The organism is Neotabrizicola sp. VNH66 (assembly GCF_049445895.1).
GTDB lineage: Bacteria > Pseudomonadota > Alphaproteobacteria > Rhodobacterales > Rhodobacteraceae > Pseudogemmobacter.
The window spans coordinates 1-18,092 of sequence record NZ_JBMSDW010000021.1; the positions used below are offsets into that span (position 1 = coordinate 1).

Here is an 18,092-nt window from a genome sequence, read left to right on the forward strand (position 1 = left end):
GATCCAGATCCGCATCGCCATCATGAACAGATACAACGCCCTCGGCACCGCCGAGATCACAGCCGTTCGCTGAACGCAGAGCGGGAAAGGGTCACCTTGGCCTCCATCCGATTAACGCAACAACGCCCCGAACAGGTTCTCTGCAAGGATGATGTGGTAGAACCGCGCCATATTGGCGTCCGCATTGATGCGTTGCAGATGGGCAATAAGCATGGGGCCTCCGGAACGGAGAATCCCAAGGTTGCGGCGACAGGTCCAATGATGTTTGTGAATCCTTGGCGCCGGAACGATTCAATCCGGTGATGGGCTGATGTGCCCAGTCGCACCGCCAGCCGTGCCCGCAGACAGCGCCCGGCAGATCAGGCGGACGTGTCACGCCGATCATGTGCCGGTCGTTTATATCAATCCTCCGCCTCTGTCGGATCGGTTTCCCGGCCTGCCCGCCTGCCTTTCCCATCCTGCCAGCCGAAAGGAGGCCAGACCGCGGGTCCCGTGCTCACGGCCGTGGCACAGGCGGGCTGGCAGATTGTGTTTCCGGGAACGGGTGGCGGCGGCCATCATCCCCCTCTGCCGGCTCTCCTGAGCAAATCGCGCCCGATTGTCGCTATTTGCGGATTCCTGTCGGCGCCTATCCCAGCGACCAGTCCCACGCCATGCGGCTGGTCAGATCGGCCACCGGCGAGATCATGTCGGGGTCAAACGGCACCGGGATTTCGCCGCGCTGCACTTTTGTCGGCCAATCCGGATCTGCAATCGCGGCTTTGCCCAGCGAGATCAGGTCGGCCTCCCCGTCTGCCAGCAGTTTTTGTGCCAGATCGCCGCTTTCCAGCCGGCCATTTGCAATCACCGGATGGCCAGAATGACGGCGCGCCAGCCCGGCAAGACTAAGCCCGCTGTCAAACACCGGGGCGCAGCCCGTGTGGGAACTGATGTGCAGATACAACCCCGGCACCCGGCCCATGGCGGTGAAGATGCCCTCTGCCTCTGCCGCGCCATCCTGCCACTGTGCGCCCGCGTCATTCGCCCGCGATTGCGACAGTCGCAGCCCCAGAATGCGGCCTTCGGGCACCGCGTCGCGCGCGGCCTGCAGCACGGCCAAGGGAAAGCGCAGCCGGTTCTCCAGCGATCCGCCCCAGCCATCGCTGCGCTGGTTGCTGTCGGGTGTCAGGAACTGGTGGATCAGATAGCCGTTGGCGCCGTGAATCTCGACACCATCAAACCCCGCCTCCATCGCATTGCGCGCGGCCTGCCCGAAGGCCGCGATGATGGCGGCGATCCCGGCCTCGTCCAGCGCGGCGGGAACGGCATAGGGGCCCTTGCCGCGATAGCGCCGCGCGATCTCTCCCGCCGGGCGGATGGCCGAGGGTGCCACCGTCTGCCGCCCACGCGGATTGCCCTGCCCCAACGCGCCCGCATGCGACAGCTGCAGGATGATCCGCCCGCCCGCCGCATGGACCGCATCCGTCGCCTGCCGCCACGCCGCGACCTGCGCGGCGGTCACGATGCCGGGTTGACGGAAATAGCCTTGTGACGCGTGGTCATCGACATAGGTCGCCTCGGTCACGATCAGGCCCCATCCGCCTTCCGCATAGCGGCGGTAATAGGCGGCCATCTCGGGCGTGGCGCAGCCGTCGGGCGTGGCGCTGACCCGGGTCAGCGGCGCCACGACCAGCCGGTTCGGCAGGTCCAGCGGCCCGTGGCGGAAGGGTTCGAACAGCGGTGCGGTCATGGCGGCCTCTCCCTTTCAGTTCAGCCGCGCGTCAAGCGCCGCGGGATCATACCAGTCAAAGGGCGCACCCGAGGTGTTCACCATTACGGCCTTCGCGGTGAAATAGGCGTTGAACGCCTCCTCCCCGAATTCCCGCCCGATGCCCGACAGCTTCACCCCGCCCCAGGGCGAGGCGGCATCGACGCGGTGGTGGTCGTTGATCCAGACGATCCCGGCCTGCACATTGCGGGCAAAGCGGTGGGCGCGGGCCACATCGCCGGTATGGACCGCCGCCGCCAACCCGTAGGGCGAGTCATTGGCGATGCGCAGCGCGTCTTCCTCGGTGTCGAAGGGGATGACCACGGTGAAGGGGCCGAACACCTCTTCGCGGGCGATGGTCATCTCGGGCGTCACATCGGCAAAGACTGTGGGCCGCACGAAGAAACCGCCGGAATTGCCCAGCTCTTCGGGGATACGGCCCCCGGCGGCCAGACGCGCGCCTTCGGCCAGCCCGGTCTCAACAAAGCCCAGCACCCGTTCGCGCTGACGTGCCGAGATGACGGGGCCCATCTGGGTAGACATCTCGAAGGGGTCGCCGACGCGGATCGCTTCGGCCCTTGCGGCCAGTTTGGTGACGAATTCGTCATAGACCGGGCGCTGCACCAGATGGCGCGCGGCGCAGACGCAGGTCTGCCCGGCACCGACAAAGGCGCCGAAGGCGGCATAGCTGACCGCGCGGTCCACGTCGCAATCGGCAAAGACGGCCACCGGGGTCTTGCCGCCCAGTTCCAGTGTCTGGCTGGCAAAGTTGCGTGCGGCGGCCGAACCGGCAGCGCGGCCGGATTCGGTGCCGCCGGTCAGCACCAGCTTGTTGATGCCCGGATGTTCCGACAGCGCCTTTCCGGCCACGGCGCCATATCCGGTCACCACATTCAGCACACCCGCGGGCAGCCCGGCCTCGGCAAAAAGCTCCGCCAGCCGCAGCGTGGTCAGCGGTGTCAGTTCCGACGGCTTCACCACCGTCGTGCAGCCCGAAGCCAGCGTAGGCGCGATATTGCGGCAGGCGATCAGCAGCGGATGGTTGAAGGGGGTGACATTGGCCACCACGCCCACCGGCAGAAGGTTGGTGAAGGCGTGATAGTCGCCCTCGACCGGGATGACCGCATCCCGCCGCGCCATGGCAAGGCTGGCGTTGTAGCGGAACAGGTCCGGCACCCGGGCGATCTGGGCGCGGGTTTCGCGGATCGGGCGGCCGTTGTTCAGCGTCTCCAGCGCGAAAAGTTCCTCCAGATGCGCCTCCATCACATCGGCCAGGCGGTTGACCAGACGGCAGCGGGCGCGAAGCGCCATGCCGCCCCATTCGTCGCTTTCGAAGGCACGGCGGGCGGCGCGACTGGCGGCATCGACATCGGCGGCCTCTGCCTCGACCACTTCGGCGATCACCTCGCCGGTGGCGGGGGCGATGACCGGCATCATCCGGCGCCCCGTCGCGGGTTGCAGCGCGCCGTCGATGAACAGGCCAAAGCTGCGGGGCGCGGCGCGGTCGGCCACGAGATTGGAAAAGGCGGACATGGGGTTCCTCCCGTCTGTCTGAAGGGGATGGGGAACGGTCAGAGACCGAAAAGCGCCTGCGCCGAGCCGCCCAGAAGGGCGCGCTGCGTGGCATCGTCAAAGCCGGATTCCAGCACATGGCCGACGGGGTCGTATTCGGCCATGTCATAGGGGTAATCGGTGCCCATCATCACATGATCGGCGCCCACCAGCGCCACCAGCGCCTGAAGCTGCGGCACGGTGAAGACCACGCTGTCGAAATAGATACGCTTCAGATATTCGGTGGGGGGCAGCGGCGTCGTCTGGCAGTCCGACCGCGCACCCCAGGCGTGATCCATCCGCCCGCTGTAGGCCGCAACATAGCCGCCGCCATGTACCGCCACCAGCTTCAGCGCCGGATAGCGTTCCAGCACGCCGTCAAAGATCAGGTAATGCAGCGCGACCGTGGTGTCGAACGGGTTACCGATGGTGTTGTTGAAGTAGAACCGCGACAGCCGCGTCCCGTCGGAAAAGCCGTTGGGATGCAGCAGGATCACCGCGCCAAGCGCCTCGGCCGCGGCCCAGAACGGTTCGAACTGCGGGTCCGACAGTTCCAGCCCGTTCACGCTGGTCAGGATCTGCGCGCCGCGGAAGCCGTTCTTCATCAGCCATTGCAGTTCCGTCACCGCCGCCGCCGGATCGGCCAGCGGGACCGAGCCGAGCGCGCTGAACCGCCCCGGCGCCGCATCGCGGAACCGGCCCACCCCTTCGTTCACTGCCCGCGTCGCCTCGGCCGCCATGCCCGCATCGGGCAGGCTGTAGAAGCACTGGAACGGCGTGGGCATGATCACCTGATGGTCGATGCCATAGCGCGCCATCTCGGCCAGACGCTGTTCGACATTCACCATCAGATCGCGGCGTTCGGCGTTCTGCTTCTGGTTCAGCGTGCGGGTTTCGGGGGTCGAGAACCGCACCAGCGGCATGGTCATCGGATCGAACGCCCCGGCGACCATGGCCTGCGCCTCGGGCACGTCCACATGGCTGTGCATGTCCACGGTCAGCGCCCCCGCAGGCAGTGGCGCCCGCGGCAGGCCCGTGGGGCGTGCGGCGGTGGCGTCGTAACGGTTGGCACCCGGGGCCAGTGTGGCGGTGTGTGACATGCTGTCCTCCCTCTGCGGGCGCCGGATCACCATGACGGCGCGACTCGCATCCTTCGGAGGAAGATATGCACTGCACTGTGCAGTGAAGTCAATATGCTTTCAGCACTCTCATCCGGGGGACAGGCCCATGCGCCGGTAAACCTCTGGCATCCCGGCCAGATACATCGTCACGGCGGCATCCACCGTCAGGCTCGTGTCCTCGCTGGCCTCGACCTGGTAGATGAAGCGGCGGACCCCGTAGTAGAACAGCCCGCCATGCAGGACCCATGTCGCCTCCCGCTCCTGCGGGGTCAGCGGCAGGGCGTCGAAGCCGGGCAGGTTCAGGCTGTGGCGCAACTCCTCGCAGAAGCGGGCGATCACCCCCTTCTCGACCAAGGGATTATAGCGCTGGTTCAGCTCTAGATTGCGCAGGCCCGAATACAGATAGACCCGCATCCATTCCGAGGAATGCATGATCTGGGCATAATGGTCATAGAAATCCAGCAGCCGGTCGCGCAGCGGGCGGCTCCGGTCGCTGAGGATATGGTCGAATTCCTCGCGCCAGCGGCCGCGGAACAGTTCTTCATAAACCGCGTCGATCAGCTCTTCCTTGTTGGGAAAGTATTGGTAGATCAGCGGTTGCGTGACATTCAGATATTTGGCCAGCTGGTGGGTGGACCCGTCCAGCCCGTGTTCGGCAAAGAACTGGATTGCCCCGTCCAAAATCATCTGGCGCCGTTCGGCCGGAGAGTAGCGGCGGCGTGGCGCGGCGGGGGGTGAAACATCTGGCATCACATTCTCCATGACCGGAAAATATTGACATCCTAAATGATTATCAATCAATAAATTGAAAACAGCCCCCGGGGAGCGCGCGCAGATGACACCGATGAAAGAGCCTGAAGCCCTGGTCTGGGGACACGGCCCCGCATTGTTCGAGATCTTTCTGGAACCGACCTGTCCGTTCTCGGGCCGCGCCTTCGGCAAGCTTCCGGCGCTGATGCAGGCCGCGGGCGAAGACCGGCTGACGCTGCGGCTGTGGCTGCATGCGCAGCCGTGGCACATGTATTCCGGCGTGATCACCCGGGCCATTCTGGCGGCCGCGGCGGGGCCGGGCGGCAAAGAGGATGCCCGGCGTCTGATGGCGGCGGTCTTTGCCCGGCAACCCGAGTTCGAATTCGAGGACCACGCCCGTGGCCCGAACATGGACCGCACGCCGCGGCAGATCCTTCAGGCGCTGGAAGAGATTTCCGGCCTGTCGCTTTCCGCGGCCTTCGATGCGCGCGGGCTGCAGAAGGCGATCAAGGGCCATACCCGTTATGCCCGGCAGAACGGCATTCACGTTTCGCCCACGTTCATGGTCAACGGGCTGGTGCAGGCCGATCTGGGCAGCGGCGATGACATCGGGCGCTGGCTGTCCGCGCTGGATCTGGTCTAGGCGGCCGGGCGCCCGGCCCGGCCTGCCCCGTCTGCCGCATCAGGCGAAGTTCAGCACCGCCGTGTCGCGCATGATGGTCTGCAGGTTGTGATGCGCGGCCCAGTCGGCCTTTCCGGCCGCATCGTGGTATTGCGGCATCAGATATTCCCCCATGTAGCGGCTGCGGGCCCAGGCCTTGCGGTTCGCGGCCAGCCGGGCGCCTTCATAGGCGCGCAGCCCCTCGGCCACCGGCACGCCGCCGGGCAGGCATCGCGCCAGCGCCACGGCATCCTCGCAGGCCTTGGTCACCCCGGCGCCGATATGGGGGCGGGCGAGATACGCAGAATCCCCCGCCAGTGCGACGCAGGGGCCGATCATCGAGGGGCTGGCCAGATCATAGATCGGCGTGAAGAACAGCGCATGCGCCCGGTCCAGCATGACACTCAGGCTGGCCGGCAGCGTGCGGCGGCCATCGGCCTTCAGCCCCTCCAGAACCTCGTGGCGGATCAGCGGCGGCGGGATCGAAAGGTCATGCGTCACCCCCGCCTCATCCGTCAGCATGTCGCGCAGGCGGGCGGGATCCGCCACCCGATACCAGACGAAGTTATAGCGGCGGTGCCCGGGCCGCAGATCATTCTCCGGCCCGGCAATCGGATAGCCGATGACCTCGCCGTCGCCCTCGGGCAGGTGAAAGCCGAAATGGTCGAAGACCTGATCACGCACGGCGGCGGGCAGGTCGGCCTCATGCACCAGCCCGCGCCAGACCACATAGCCGGCATAGGCGGGCTGCACCTCGGGGAACAGGTGCTGGCGGACGGTCGAACGGAAGCCATCGGCCCCGATCAGCACATCGCCTTCGGCCGTATGGCCATTGGCAAAACGGGCCTGCACCCGGCCGTCTTCGGTTGAAAAGGACTGCAGCACATGGCCCAGATGATAGCGCGACGCCGGAACCCGGGCGCGCAGGCGGGATTGCAGACAATCCCATGAGGTCACCAGCTGCGGAAAGGCGAAGCGGGCAATTTCGGTCCCCTGCCCGTCAAATCCCACGCGATATTCGCTGATCACGCCCAGATCGCCGGTGTCCGCCCCGGCCGCCGTCAGCGCCGCCATCAGCGGCGGATGCGTCACGATCCCGGCGCCGCGGCCCGAAAGCTCTACCTCCACCCGTTCGAAGACCTCCACCTCCCATCCGGCGCGGTCCAGAAGGGCGGCTGCAGCCAGCCCCCCGATCGACCCGCCGACAATCAATGCGCGCTGCGCCATGGCATCCTCCTCTGTGCTCTCCTATAATTTATCATTCGATAATTAATGTCGAGTCAAGAGATGGCGCGGCCCCTGCCCCACGGGCAAAGGCGCGCGGGCTTTCCCCGACATAGGCCGCGAAAGAGGTGGAAAAGGACGAGCTGCTGGCAAAGCCCAGTTCCAGCGCGATATCCGTGATCGGCCGTCCGCCCCGGCGCAAGAGGTGCATCGCCCGCCGGATCCGCGCCTCGCGCTGAAAATCGCGCCAGCTTTGGCCCAGTTCCGACTGCATGCGGCGGCGCAGGCTGCGTTCTGACATTCCGGCCAGGGCGGAGGCCTCGGCCAGTGTCAGATCGGTGCCCGCCGCCTCGACCCGCGCCAGCAGACGGCGCAGTCCCGGATGGCGGGCACGGGGCGACCACATCACCCGGGGCGTGCGGAACCAGCCGGGCACCATCTCGCCCAAGGTGGTGAAGAACGCGGCGGCGCGCGGGTCTTCGCTCCGGCCCGGTCCCCATTTCAGCCCATAGGCCAAGAGGCCGCCCATCAGCCCCTCCGACCGGCGGACCCAGCACCCGTCATACGGCCACTCCACCTCACCCTTGGCAAAGCAGACATGCAGCAGATCGCCCGGCGCCAGCAGGCGCAGATGGAAGGCCCGCCCCTGCGGGATCAGCACCATATGACCCGGCGGAATGCTCCAGCTGCCGCTGTCCCCGGCCAGTTCCAGCGCGCCCGAGCGGCACAGCAGCAGGTGGTCCTGCGGCAAAGGCCGAAAGGCGCGCGACAGGTGCTGCAACGACAGCGCCGCGGCAAAGCTGCCGGTCCCGGCGCAGGGCGGACGGATCGGAAAGGTCATGTCGGTGTCCTTGAACCGCAAGCGGCAGGGGTTGGCCGCCCGGATGAAAACATTGACCGCTTGCGAAAAGCGGCCAGCGTGCGGGCATGGCAGGCTGCGCCCCGGACCGGAGCAAAAGGAGCGGACCCGCGATGACCAAGACCTTCTGGCCGGAGGACATCCGGCTTGTGATCTCGATCTCGATGCAGTTCGAGGCAGGCGGGCAGGCGCCCTATGGTGCGGGTGGTCCCTTCTCGGGCTTTATCGAGATGGACCCCGCCTACCCCGACTTTCCGACGCAAAGCTGGTATCGTTACGGCTATGTTGAGGGGCTGCAGCGGATGATGGACCTGTGGGACAAGCATAAGATCCGCGTCACCTCGCATATGGTGGGCAGCGCGGTGGACCGCTCCCCCCAGGTCGCGCGCGAAATTGTGGAGCGCGGCCACGAAGCCGCCGCTCATGGCCGGGACTGGGTGCTGCAGGTGGGTCTTCAGGCGAAGGAAGAGCGGGCCTTTATCGCCGACAATGTCGCCTCGATCCTGAAGGCCACCGGGCAGACGCCGGTAGGCTATAACGGCGCGGCGATGCGGGGCACGATCAACACGCTGAAAATCCTTCAGGATCTGGGATTCACCTATCACATCGACGATGTGAGCCGGGACGAACCTTTTCTCATCCCCGTCCGCGGCCGCGATTTCGCGGTGGTGCCCTATTCGCTGACGCTGAATGACATCGTGCAGTTCGAAGGCTACCGTTTTGACACCACGGCCTATGAACAGCAGCTGAAAGACGAATTCGACCTGCTGTATGAAGAGGCCGCGCTGCGCCGCCGGATGATGTCGATCTCGACCCATGACCGGGTGCAGGGCCGCCCGTTCCGTGTCCGCTCGCTCGACCGGTTCCTGACCTATGCGCTGTCGCATCCGGGCGTGGTCTGCCTGCGCAAGGATGAGATTGCCCGCTTTGCTCTTTCGGCCCCGGATGTGGTCCGCGATCCGAACCCCCACGATGACTGGGCGGTCTGGGAACGGGCGCAGGGACAGCAGCTGATCACTCCCATTGACTGACAAGGAAGTACGCGCGTGACAGATATTGCAGTGATAGGCGGCGGCATTGTCGGGCTGGCCACCGCGCTGAAGCTTCAGGACGAACGGCCCGGGCTGGCCGTCACCCTGCTGGAGAAAGAGGACGCCGTGGCCCGCCACCAGACGGGGCGCAATTCGGGCGTGATCCATGCCGGCATCTATTATGCGCCGGGCAGCCTGAAGGCCGAATTCTGCCGCCGCGGGTTGGAGATGACGGTGGCCTTCTGCCGCGAACACGGCCTGCCGTTCGACCAGCGCGGCAAGCTGATCGTGGCCACCTCGGCGGTGGAGATGGAGCGGATGGCGGCGCTGCACGACCGCGCGGCCCTGAACGGCCTGCCGCTGGAGCGGCTGGACCGTGCCGCGCTGGCCGAGCGGGAGCCGAACATCGCCGGTCTGGGCGCGCTTTTCAGCCCCGCCACCGGGATCGTGGATTATGCCGCGGTCTGCCGGACGATGGCGCAGCTGTTCACAGGTCGCGGTGGCGAAATCCGCTTTGGCGCGCGGGTCGCGGCGATCGAGGAGACGCCCGCCCGCGTGACCCTGCATCTGCAGGGCGGCGGATCGGTGGTCGCGCGCCATCTGGTGGTCTGCGCCGGGCTGGAGGCGGACCGGCTGGCCGCGATGTGCGGGCTGGCCGGTGATTTCCGCATCGTGCCCTTCAAGGGAGAATACTTCCGTCTGGCCGCGCGGCATGACCGGGTGGTGCATCATATGATCTATCCCGTCCCCGATCCGGCCCTGCCGTTTCTGGGGGTTCACCTGACGCCGATGATCGGCGGCTATGTCACCGTCGGGCCGAATGCGGTGCTGTCGCTGGCGCGTGAGGGCTATCGCAAGGCCGCGTTCAATGCCCGCGATATGGCCGATATGCTGGGGTTTGCCGGGTTCTGGCGGACCATGGCGGCGAACCTTCGCCCCGGCCTGCATGAGGCGCGGATGTCGTTGTTCCGCCGCAGCTATCTGAAGGCCTGCCAGCGCTATTGCCCGGGGCTGGAACTGGCGGACCTGACCCCGCATCGCCCCGGAATCCGGGCGCAGGCGGTGATGCGGGATGGGACGCTGGCGCATGATTTTCTGATCCGGCGGACGGCGCGGACGATCCATGTCTGCAACGCGCCGTCACCCGCGGCCACCTCGGCCATGCCGATTGCCGCGCATGTGGTGGCGCAGGCGGTGGAAGGCTTCGGCCTTTGAGGCGCGGCCCGGCGGCGGGTTGTGCCGTCGGGCGCAGGGTCAGGCGCGGCGCACCCCGGCCGGAATGTCCAGCGGCGGGTTGTGACTGTCCAGAAACTCGACCGTGGTGAAGATCAGCTCGGTCTCGCCCACATTCTGCAGATCGTGGATCTTGAACTCGCCGGGTCCGTAATGGTGATGCATGGTCGAACCGGCTTCATAGGCTGCTTCGACCGTGCGGCCGTCATCCATGTGAGAGATCGCCCGCCCGGGGGTCAGCGCCGTCCAGAAGTAATCCAGCACATGCTTGTGAAAGCCGATCCTTTGCCCGGGCGCCAGCCGCAGGGACCAGACACGGACCCGCTCGCTTTCCGACACAAGCGTGCTGCCGACACAGCCGTTCCGGCCGGCGGCCCGGAACTCCTGTTTCAGTGGCTCGGGCCAATCATAGTCTGAGGGATCGGGGGTGCCGTTCAACATGGGAACCTCTGGTGTTCAGGGACAGAAGGGCCGCACCCGGGAAGGCGCGGCCCGGAGGGTCATTCGATGACGTAGTCGACCGGGAAGCTGTATCCGGCCTCTTTCGCGGCATTCAGGTAGCTGCGGAAGATCGCCGCGCCGTCATAGCCTGCCTCGGTGAATTCCTTCGCCTTCGCCGCCGGCAGCCCGATCAGCCGCTCGGCCCACGCCTGCCGCTCTTCCGGGGACAGGACGGTGATCACGGCACCCGCCTCCTTCAGCTTCTCGATCCCGGCGGCCTGATCGCGGTCCAGCGCCTCTGCCGTGACCATCTCGTATTCGGCCGAAACCTCGCGGATGATCTCCACCACCTCGGGCGGCAGCTTGGCCAGCGTATTGTTGTTGATCATCAGCCCGTTCACCATCATCGCGCCCATGTCGATGATCTTGTAGTTCGGGGCCACCTCATACAGCTTCAGCCCGTAATAGCTGGAGGGGAACAGCATGTTCCCTTCGATCACGCCGGTCTGGATGTTGGTGTAGTAATCCGGGATGCCGGTCTGCACGACCGTGGTGCCCGACCCTTCCAGCCAGACCAGATTCGGCCCCGCGCCGCCCAGCTTGTGGCCGGACAGATCGGCGAACTTTTCCCATTCGAACTTGGTCCCGACGTTGTAATTGTCATAGCCCGACAGGGCCAGCAGCGTCTGGTTGTAGTTCTCCGAGAAATGGTCGGACAAAGCCGGGTTCTGGTCATAGACCTTGCGGGTGATCTGCGTCTGCAGAACGGCCGAGGGCGGCGAGAACGGGATGAAATAGTTCAGGTTCTGCGCCAGCGCCTTCGACGGCTCAAAGCAGAAGCAGACATGCCCCATGTCGAGGATGCCCTTTTCCACCGCTTCCAGCGTCTCGTCCAGCTTGGCCAGGGAACCGCCATAGGCCTCGATGAACCGCACCGTGTGGTCGGTCCGTTCGGCCACCCGCTTCTCGATCTCGGGCACCAGAAACTCGTGCGAGGTGTTCACATAGGTCACCGGCCCCTGCGCGTGGCCCGAGCCGATGCGCAGCGTGAAGGAATCCGCCACGGCGGGTCCGGTCAGCGCGATCAGCGCCATAAGCCCGCTCAGCGGGATCATCTTGAAAACTTCCATCGTCTCCTCCCGATGCAAATGGAATTCTGTTGTCGGTTTATTTATTGGATGATAAGTAAGGTCCGGAATTCATCTTTGTCAAGCCGGTTTCGCGGCGGCACCGCGACCCGGAAGGGAGGAAAAATGACAAGCAAGACAGAGGGTGCCGTATCCCTTCTGAATACGATGGCCGCACTCTGGGCCTTTGTGCTGGCCTTCGTGATTCTGGCCGACGTTCTGGGGAGGATGGTCGGCTTCTCGTTTCAGGGGACGGTGGAACTGGTGGCGAATTCCATCGTCGCCATCGTATTCCTGCAATTTCCGCTGACCGTCGTGCGTGGAAGCTTCCTGCGCTCGACCGTGATCTATGACGCGGTGTCGGACAACGGGCGCCGCGTGATCGACCTGCTGTCCTGCCTGATGGGCCTTGGCATTTTCGTGGCCATCGCCTGGGGCGGATGGTCGGACATGATTACCAGCTTCCGCATCGGTGAATTCGAGGGCGAGGGCGCGCTGCGCGTGCCGGTCTATCCCACCCGCGCCATCATCTTCGCGATGAGCGTGCTCAGCGCCCTGTGCTACATCCAGTTGATGATCCGCCTTCTGGGCGGGGCGCGGCTGTCCGATTTCGCCAAACCCCACGAACAGGAGGTCTGAGATGGACCCGACCCTTCTGACCCTTGTCAGCCTTGGCGCGCTGATCGCCATGATCCTCGTCGGCGTGCCGATCGGCGTGTCTCTGGGCGCCGTGTCGCTGGCCGGTCTGTGGCTGCTGTTCGACAGCTGGGACATTGCCCGTGGCACTGCAGGCAGTGTCGCTTTCAGCATGCTGCGCGAATATACCTTCGGCACCATCCCGCTGTTCATCATCATGGGGAACTTCATCGCCGCCTCGGGCGCGGCGCGGGATCTTTACACCATGACCAACCGCGGCCTGCGGCGGATTCCCGCGCGGCTGGCGGTGGCCACGGTGATCGGCAACACGATCTTTGCCGCCATCTCGGGTGTCAGCGTGGCGGCCGCGGCCACCTTCTCGCGCATCGCTTATCCGCAGATGCGGCGCTACAACTATGACCGGCCGATGTCTTTGGGCGTCATCGCGGGCAGCGCCATGCTGGGCATGCTGATCCCTCCCTCGATCCTGCTGATCTTCTGGGGCGTACTGACCGAAATCTCCATCGGCAAGCTGTTCATGGCGGGCATCCTGCCCGGCTTTCTGGTGGCGGGCCTGTTCATCCTTTATCTGGTGATCACCGCGATCAGGCACCCCGAAAAAGCCCCCTATCATGTGGGCGAGGGCGAGCCGAGCATCGCCGCCGAACCTCTGGGCTGGCCGGTCCTGCTGTCCGGCGGTCTGATCCTTGCGTTGGTGTTTCTGGTGATCGGCGGCATCTGGGGCGGGCTTTTCACCCCGACCGAGGCGGCGGGCGTCGGCGCCTTGGGCGCGCTGCTGATTGCGCTGTTGAAAGGCGTCACCTGGCGCGGGATTCTGGATGGCATCATCTCGGCCGGGGTCACCACGGCGCCGATCATGTTCCTGCTTCTGATGGCCGGGCTTTACTCGCGCTTTCTGGTCACCAGCGGATCGCTGGATCTGCTGACCGATTGGATCGTCAACGCGGGTTTCGGGCCGGTCAGCCTGCTGATTGCCATGACGATCGTCTGGCTGGCGATGGGGACGCTTCTGGATTCCTCCTCGATCATCCTGCTGACCGTGCCGATCTTCGCCCCGATCGCGCAAAGCTTCGGCTATGACCCGCTGGTCTTTGCGATCTACGGCATCCTGATCATCGAGGCCGGTTTGCTGACACCGCCCTTCGGCATCCTTGTCTTCGTGGTCAAGGGATCGGTGCCCGAGAACGTGCCCCTGTCCGAGGTGTTCCGTGGCGCCGTGCCCTATTGGCTGCTGATCTGCCTTGCGGGGGTGCTGCTGATCCTGATGCCGGGTCTGGTCACCTATCTGCCCAACAACATGTAAGCACGGAGAGAACCGATGGAAAAATCCATGACGCGCCGTCGCGCGGTGATCGTCGGCGGTTCGATGGGCGGGCTGTTCGCCGGGCTGCATCTGTTGCGCCGGGGGTGGGAGGTGACGATCCACGAACGCGTGCCGGTGCCCCTGTCGGGGCGCGGCGCCGGGATTGTCACCCATGCCGAACTGTTCGAAGCGCTGGCCACTGCCGGGCTTACCGCGGGGGACGACATCGGTGTGCCGACGCCGGGCCGGGTGGTGCTGGCCCGCGACGGTTCGGTCGCCGCCCGCCGCGACCTGCCGCAGATCCTGACCTCCTGGGGCCGGATGTATGAGCTTCTGGGGGAGGCGTTTCCTGACCGGCTGTATCTGCGCGGCCAGAACTTCCTGCGGTATGACGAGGATGCCGCGGGTGTCACCGCCCATTTCGAAACCGGCGCGCCGGTCCGCTGTGACCTGCTGATCGGGGCCGACGGGTTCCGGTCGGCCGTGCGGGCGCAGTTCGACCCGGCCGCGCAGCCGCTTTATGCAGGCTATATCGCCTGGCGCGGCATGGTCGAAGAGGCGGCGCTGTCCGACCGCGCCCGGGCCGAGATGTTCCCCTATTTCGCCTTCTGCCTGCCCGAGGGCGAGCAGATGCTGGGCTATCCGGTGGCGGGCGAAGGCAATGACGTGCGGCCGGGGAAGCGGCGCTACAACTTCGTCTGGTATCGTCCGGCGGACGCGGCGACCGAACTGCCCCGGCTGCTGACCGACCGCAACGGTGTGGTGAACGAGGTGTCGATTGCACCGAACCTGATCCGCGACGAGGTGATCGCCGAAATGCGGGACGCGGCCCAGAGCCTTCTGTCGCCGCAATTCGCCGAACTGGTGGCCAAGACCGCGCAGCCCTTCATCCAGCCGATCTATGATCTGACGGTCGGGCGGATGGCGCGGGGCCGGGTCGCGCTTCTGGGCGATGCGGCCTTTGTCGGGCGGCCGCATTGCGGGATGGGCGTCACCAAGGCGGCGCAGGATGCCGCGGCGCTGGACGCGGCGCTGGACGGGACGGACACGGTTCCCGCCGCGCTGGAGCGGTTCAACACCCTGCGCTGTGCGGTGAACCGGCAGGTTGTGGACCATGCCCGCGCGCTTGGCGCCTATATGCAGGCGCAGCTCCTGTCTGCCGAGGAGCGGCGCAATGCCGAACGTCACCGCTCGGCCGAGGCGGTGATGCGCGAAACCGCCACGGCGGATTTCCTGCGCGACGCTGCCGCCTGATCAGCGGGCGGAGCCGTCTCCGGACGGCTTCGCCTCCTCCTCCAGCGGATAGCGCAGGAAGAAGATCTGCACAGCCTCTTCCACGACCTTACGGATATGCGCCTCCGGATGAGTTTCCGGCTGGCCCAGAATCTGGAGGAAGACCAGCGGCTCATTGATCAGACCGATGAACTGCCGGGCGGCCAGCCCCGCATCATCGGTCCGGATCCGCCCCGCGGCCACCAGTGTCTCGACATAGCGGATGATCGCCTGTGTCACCGGCCGCTTGCCCTGATCCAGATAATGCAGGCTGCTTTCCGGCAGGATAAAGCTTTCGCGGATCGCCATGCGCGCAATGGCAATGGCGTCGCCCTCCAGCCAGAAGGCGGTGATCGCCTTGCCGATGCGGGTCATCGTGGCGCGCGGATCGGCGGCGGCATCCAGTGTGCCGGTGATCTCGGCAATGCCGATCCGGGTCCAGACCCGGGCGAGCGCCTGTTCGACCAGCGCCTCCTTGCTGGCGAACTGGTTGAATACGGTGCGGCGCGACACGCCCGCCTCGGCCGCGATATCGCCCATGCTGATCCCGTCCGAGGACCGGCGCAGCAGAAGCCGGATCGCCGCCGCCATGATCGCCTCTTGCGTGGGCGTCACCTGCGGTCCGGCGCCCGTGGTGGGCTGGTCCCCTTCATGGACGGTCTGCGCCATCTCTCCCCCGCTCTGCACTTCCGTATGTTTCCTTGTCTCTGATTGCATTGGGGTGTGCAAGTCATCTGCGACGGGTTGACGTCGCCTGTCCTGCCCTTTATTGATCATGTGATTATTTAATGCGTGAGCCGGAAGCGCCCGATGCCCCCCACCTTCGTAATGATGATCATGGCGGGTGCCGCCCTTCCGCTGCAATTCGCGCTGAATGCGCTTTTGGCGCGGACGGCGGGCGTCTCGGCCATCTGGGCGGCGATGGTGTCGCTGTTTGTCAGCTTCGCCTGCATGGCCGGGGTCGTGTTGCTGACCCGGCAAGAGTTGCCATCGTGGCAGGTGCTGCGGACGGTTCCGGCAATCTACTGGTTCGGCGGACTGGGCGGGGCGATCTTTGTCACGACATCGACCTTTGCCCTGCCGCGGCTTGGCGCCGCCACTTGTGTGGGGCTGGCCCTGCTCGGGCAGCTCATCATGTCGGCGGTGGTGGATCACTTTGGCCTGTTCGGCCTGCCACAGAAGGCGGTTGATCTGCAGCGGATGGGCGGGATCGCGCTTGTCCTTGCCGGGGCCTTTGTGCTGGCTGACGCATAGGCGGCGTCGCCTGTATCCGCGCGGGAGGTTGCCGCATATCACTTCCTGATGCGCAGGCGGTTTGCGGCAAAGCGGATCATCCGATGTCTGCCTGCTTTCCTTGAGCCCTGCCTTGATCCTTTCCCTTGGCACCAGCCGTCGCTGAGCAAGTGTGCAGGTGCTGCCACGGGGCCGATCTGGCTGTCATTCCGCGGGCACTGATTGCGGCTGCCCCGCTGGCCGGCCGGTTTCCCGTTCGCCGTGGTGCTGATCCGCTTGGCCTTCGGGACCGACCGGGGCACTGGCGCCTTCATGGGGGCTGCGGCCCTGCGGATCGTGGTCAAGACCTGACCATCGGTGACCCGGATGCAGGCTCCGATCCCATGGGCGTTTGATGCTACGGCTTTATGATGTCATCCTTTGCCTGAAATGGAGGGATGTCCTATGGGACGAATGCGTCATGGCAATACGGCAACGTTCCACCGGCCTGTCTGCCGCCGGAAAGAGCACACCCGCGCGACGGGCTGCTTCCGTTGGACGGCTGGCTTTGGTCCCCGATCCCTTGCTTGGACCGCACCGGCGCCCGCGGTGCTGTGCCCCGAGATGACGCAGGTCCATCACTTCCGGGGGTATCGGCGGAACTTCCGGTGCAGTTCGGCGTCAGCCCCCAGTCCCCTGATGGAACATCCCCGGTGACCACTTTGGCCAGATCCTGCACCACCTTCGGGGACAGCATATTCAGCCATGCGAAAGGTCGAGCGGATGGAAGGTGAAATCATTGATCAGATCTATGAATCGGCCTTCAATACAGATATCTGGCCAAACTCCCTTGAGGGTGTGCTGGACCGTATCGGTGCGGCGAGCGGCGAGCTCATCATCTTTGAAAAGCAGGATGTCCCCCCGCGCTGGCGTTCTACCCCCCACAGCCGCGAGGCGCTGACAGCCTGGGTCACCAGCGGCGACTGGCAGCGCAGCCTCATGAACAGAATGCTGCGGCAGGCAACGCGAACGGGCTTTCTCGTGACCTACGACATCGTGACGCCAGAGGATCTCGCGAGCGATCCTTCCCCCAAATACCACCACAGAATCGGCCTGCATCAGCAGTTGTTCACTCCCGTGCCGTTGCCGACCGGAGAGGTTGCCTATTTCAGTTTCGAACGTCTGAAGCGGGACGGCCGGTTTCCGGATACTGCGCCGGATTTCCTGAATCACCTGCTGCCGCATTTTTCCCGTGCGGCGCTGATTTCGGCCCGGCTGGGCCTGCAACGGGCGCAGGCTGCAACGGATGCGCTGGAAGCCCTTGGCCTGCCTGCCGCTGTGATGAGTGCGGGGGGGCGTGTGCGCTCGACCAATACGCATTTCTCCCGTTACCGCGATATCTTTCTGGAGGTTGCTTTCGGCGGCCTCGCAATCTCCGACCCGGCCGCGAACACATTGTTTCAGAACGCGCTTGTCGAGCAGGCCGCAAGCAGCGCCGCCATCCGTTCCATCCCGGTCTCCAGACGGGAGGGCCGCGCGCCGCTGGTCATTCACATCGTGCCGCTGAAACGCTCGGCGCAGGATATTTTCGCCAGCGCCGACCTTCTCATCGCCGCCACAGAAGCGGGAGGCCGGGATGTGGCGCCGGACCAGACGTTGCTTTGCGCTTTGTTCGACCTGACGCCTGCCGAAGCGCGGTTTGCCGCACTTCTGGCCGCCGGACATAATGTCGCCGGGATCGCCGCCTTGCTTGGCATCACGCAAAAGACGGGTCGCACCTATCTTGAACGGATCTTCAGCAAGACGGGACGCCACCGGCAGGCCGAGCTTGTGGCGCTGCTGAGGGACATCGGACGCACACCGGTGTGACCCCGCATGGGCGAAAGGCCGGGGCGCAGGACAG

18 protein-coding genes are annotated in these 18,092 nt (G+C 65.5%); 9 read left to right on the forward strand and 9 right to left on the reverse strand.

The annotated features are described in order from the left end of the window. Positions 1-628 precede the first annotated feature (628 nt). The 4 genes from ACO2Q5_RS20725 to ACO2Q5_RS20740 form a co-directional block, all read right to left on the reverse strand. Positions 629-1,729 (reverse strand): alkene reductase, encoded by a 1,101-nt coding sequence (locus ACO2Q5_RS20725; RefSeq protein ID WP_423294595.1) that lies wholly within the window; start codon positions 1,727-1,729, stop codon positions 629-631. A 15-nt stretch (positions 1,730-1,744) separates the two neighbouring features. Beyond that, the gene (locus ACO2Q5_RS20730) at positions 1,745-3,280 is read right to left on the reverse strand and encodes an aldehyde dehydrogenase family protein (RefSeq protein ID WP_423294597.1); all 1,536 of its coding nucleotides are present in this window, start codon (positions 3,278-3,280) and stop codon (positions 1,745-1,747) included. Between the two features lie 38 nt (positions 3,281-3,318). Next, positions 3,319-4,398: an amidohydrolase family protein gene (locus tag ACO2Q5_RS20735; protein ID WP_423294599.1), complete on the reverse strand. Its 1,080-nt coding sequence runs from the start codon at positions 4,396-4,398 to the stop codon at positions 3,319-3,321. Positions 4,399-4,506: 108 nt separating this feature from the next. Beyond that, positions 4,507-5,169 (reverse strand): TetR/AcrR family transcriptional regulator, encoded by a 663-nt coding sequence (locus ACO2Q5_RS20740; protein ID WP_423294601.1) that lies wholly within the window; start codon positions 5,167-5,169, stop codon positions 4,507-4,509. An 85-nt stretch (positions 5,170-5,254) separates the two neighbouring features. On the opposite strand from ACO2Q5_RS20740, the gene ACO2Q5_RS20745 reads away from it, so the two are divergent. Beyond that, a complete protein-coding gene (locus ACO2Q5_RS20745; RefSeq protein WP_423294603.1) occupies positions 5,255-5,812 on the forward strand; it encodes a DsbA family protein in 558 nt (185 codons plus the stop codon). A gap of 39 nt (positions 5,813-5,851) precedes the next feature. Here ACO2Q5_RS20745 and ACO2Q5_RS20750 read toward each other — a convergent pair whose 3' ends face one another. Together ACO2Q5_RS20750 and ACO2Q5_RS20755 are read right to left on the reverse strand one after the other, a co-directional pair. Further along, complete coding sequence (locus ACO2Q5_RS20750) at positions 5,852-7,057, reverse strand: FAD-dependent monooxygenase (RefSeq protein ID WP_423294605.1); 1,206 nt, start codon at positions 7,055-7,057, stop codon at positions 5,852-5,854. Positions 7,058-7,088: 31 nt separating this feature from the next. Continuing rightward, on the reverse strand, positions 7,089-7,895 hold the full coding sequence (locus ACO2Q5_RS20755; protein WP_423294607.1) for a helix-turn-helix domain-containing protein: 807 nt from the start codon (positions 7,893-7,895) through the stop codon (positions 7,089-7,091). 131 nt (positions 7,896-8,026) lie between these two features. On the opposite strand from ACO2Q5_RS20755, the gene ACO2Q5_RS20760 reads away from it, so the two are divergent. Together ACO2Q5_RS20760 and lhgO are read left to right on the forward strand one after the other, a co-directional pair. Continuing rightward, entirely contained in the window at positions 8,027-8,944 is a 918-nt protein-coding gene (locus tag ACO2Q5_RS20760) for a polysaccharide deacetylase family protein (protein ID WP_423294609.1), read from the forward strand. A 15-nt stretch (positions 8,945-8,959) separates the two neighbouring features. Further along, on the forward strand, positions 8,960-10,159 hold the full coding sequence (lhgO, locus tag ACO2Q5_RS20765; RefSeq protein WP_423294611.1) for an L-2-hydroxyglutarate oxidase: 1,200 nt from the start codon (positions 8,960-8,962) through the stop codon (positions 10,157-10,159). 39 nt (positions 10,160-10,198) lie between these two features. Here the strand turns inward: lhgO and ACO2Q5_RS20770 are convergent, their stop codons facing one another. Together ACO2Q5_RS20770 and ACO2Q5_RS20775 are read right to left on the reverse strand one after the other, a co-directional pair. After that, complete coding sequence (locus ACO2Q5_RS20770; RefSeq protein WP_423294613.1) at positions 10,199-10,618, reverse strand: hypothetical protein; 420 nt, start codon at positions 10,616-10,618, stop codon at positions 10,199-10,201. 59 nt (positions 10,619-10,677) lie between these two features. Then, the gene (locus ACO2Q5_RS20775; protein ID WP_423294615.1) at positions 10,678-11,748 is read right to left on the reverse strand and encodes a C4-dicarboxylate TRAP transporter substrate-binding protein; all 1,071 of its coding nucleotides are present in this window, start codon (positions 11,746-11,748) and stop codon (positions 10,678-10,680) included. Between the two features lie 123 nt (positions 11,749-11,871). Between ACO2Q5_RS20775 and ACO2Q5_RS20780 the strand changes: the two genes are divergently transcribed. The 3 genes from ACO2Q5_RS20780 to ACO2Q5_RS20790 are packed head-to-tail and all read left to right on the forward strand — an operon-like array spanning position 11,872 to position 14,959. Next, positions 11,872-12,384: a TRAP transporter small permease subunit gene (locus ACO2Q5_RS20780; RefSeq protein ID WP_423294617.1), complete on the forward strand. Its 513-nt coding sequence runs from the start codon at positions 11,872-11,874 to the stop codon at positions 12,382-12,384. A 1-nt stretch (position 12,385) separates the two neighbouring features. After that, entirely contained in the window at positions 12,386-13,705 is a 1,320-nt protein-coding gene (locus ACO2Q5_RS20785; protein WP_423294619.1) for a TRAP transporter large permease, read from the forward strand. Between the two features lie 27 nt (positions 13,706-13,732). Next, entirely contained in the window at positions 13,733-14,959 is a 1,227-nt protein-coding gene (locus ACO2Q5_RS20790; RefSeq protein WP_423294621.1) for an FAD binding domain-containing protein, read from the forward strand. On the opposite strand, the gene ACO2Q5_RS20795 is transcribed toward ACO2Q5_RS20790, so the two are convergent. Continuing rightward, entirely contained in the window at positions 14,960-15,646 is a 687-nt protein-coding gene (locus ACO2Q5_RS20795) for a TetR/AcrR family transcriptional regulator (RefSeq protein ID WP_423294623.1), read from the reverse strand. 141 nt (positions 15,647-15,787) lie between these two features. Here ACO2Q5_RS20795 and ACO2Q5_RS20800 point away from each other — a divergent pair, with 141 nt between their 5' ends. The 3 genes from ACO2Q5_RS20800 (at position 15,788) to ACO2Q5_RS20810 (ending at position 18,058) form a co-directional block, all read left to right on the forward strand. Further along, positions 15,788-16,231, forward strand: coding sequence for a DMT family transporter (locus ACO2Q5_RS20800; RefSeq protein ID WP_423294625.1), 444 nt, complete (start codon positions 15,788-15,790; stop codon positions 16,229-16,231). A gap of 201 nt (positions 16,232-16,432) precedes the next feature. Then, the gene (locus ACO2Q5_RS20805; protein WP_423294627.1) at positions 16,433-16,561 is read left to right on the forward strand and encodes a hypothetical protein; all 129 of its coding nucleotides are present in this window, start codon (positions 16,433-16,435) and stop codon (positions 16,559-16,561) included. A 393-nt stretch (positions 16,562-16,954) separates the two neighbouring features. Then, positions 16,955-18,058, forward strand: a complete 1,104-nt coding sequence (locus ACO2Q5_RS20810; RefSeq protein ID WP_423294629.1) for a helix-turn-helix transcriptional regulator — start codon at positions 16,955-16,957, stop codon at positions 18,056-18,058. Positions 18,059-18,092: the final 34 nt, after the last annotated feature.

Coding starts and splice junctions, on each gene's coding strand:
- ACO2Q5_RS20725 (WP_423294595.1), bottom strand. CDS start 1,729: ATGACCGCACCGCTGTTCGAACCCTTCCGCCACGGGCCGCTGGACCTG.
- ACO2Q5_RS20730 (WP_423294597.1), bottom strand. CDS start 3,280: ATGTCCGCCTTTTCCAATCTCGTGGCCGACCGCGCCGCGCCCCGCAGC.
- ACO2Q5_RS20735 (WP_423294599.1), bottom strand. CDS start 4,398: ATGTCACACACCGCCACACTGGCCCCGGGTGCCAACCGTTACGACGCC.
- ACO2Q5_RS20740 (WP_423294601.1), bottom strand. CDS start 5,169: ATGCCAGATGTTTCACCCCCCGCCGCGCCACGCCGCCGCTACTCTCCG.
- ACO2Q5_RS20745 (WP_423294603.1), top strand. CDS start 5,255: ATGACACCGATGAAAGAGCCTGAAGCCCTGGTCTGGGGACACGGCCCC.
- ACO2Q5_RS20750 (WP_423294605.1), bottom strand. CDS start 7,057: ATGGCGCAGCGCGCATTGATTGTCGGCGGGTCGATCGGGGGGCTGGCT.
- ACO2Q5_RS20755 (WP_423294607.1), bottom strand. CDS start 7,895: ATGACCTTTCCGATCCGTCCGCCCTGCGCCGGGACCGGCAGCTTTGCC.
- ACO2Q5_RS20760 (WP_423294609.1), top strand. CDS start 8,027: ATGACCAAGACCTTCTGGCCGGAGGACATCCGGCTTGTGATCTCGATC.
- ACO2Q5_RS20770 (WP_423294613.1), bottom strand. CDS start 10,618: ATGTTGAACGGCACCCCCGATCCCTCAGACTATGATTGGCCCGAGCCA.
- ACO2Q5_RS20775 (WP_423294615.1), bottom strand. CDS start 11,748: ATGGAAGTTTTCAAGATGATCCCGCTGAGCGGGCTTATGGCGCTGATC.
- ACO2Q5_RS20780 (WP_423294617.1), top strand. CDS start 11,872: ATGACAAGCAAGACAGAGGGTGCCGTATCCCTTCTGAATACGATGGCC.
- ACO2Q5_RS20785 (WP_423294619.1), top strand. CDS start 12,386: ATGGACCCGACCCTTCTGACCCTTGTCAGCCTTGGCGCGCTGATCGCC.
- ACO2Q5_RS20790 (WP_423294621.1), top strand. CDS start 13,733: ATGACGCGCCGTCGCGCGGTGATCGTCGGCGGTTCGATGGGCGGGCTG.
- ACO2Q5_RS20795 (WP_423294623.1), bottom strand. CDS start 15,646: ATGGCGCAGACCGTCCATGAAGGGGACCAGCCCACCACGGGCGCCGGA.
- ACO2Q5_RS20800 (WP_423294625.1), top strand. CDS start 15,788: ATGCCCCCCACCTTCGTAATGATGATCATGGCGGGTGCCGCCCTTCCG.
- ACO2Q5_RS20810 (WP_423294629.1), top strand. CDS start 16,955: ATGCGAAAGGTCGAGCGGATGGAAGGTGAAATCATTGATCAGATCTAT.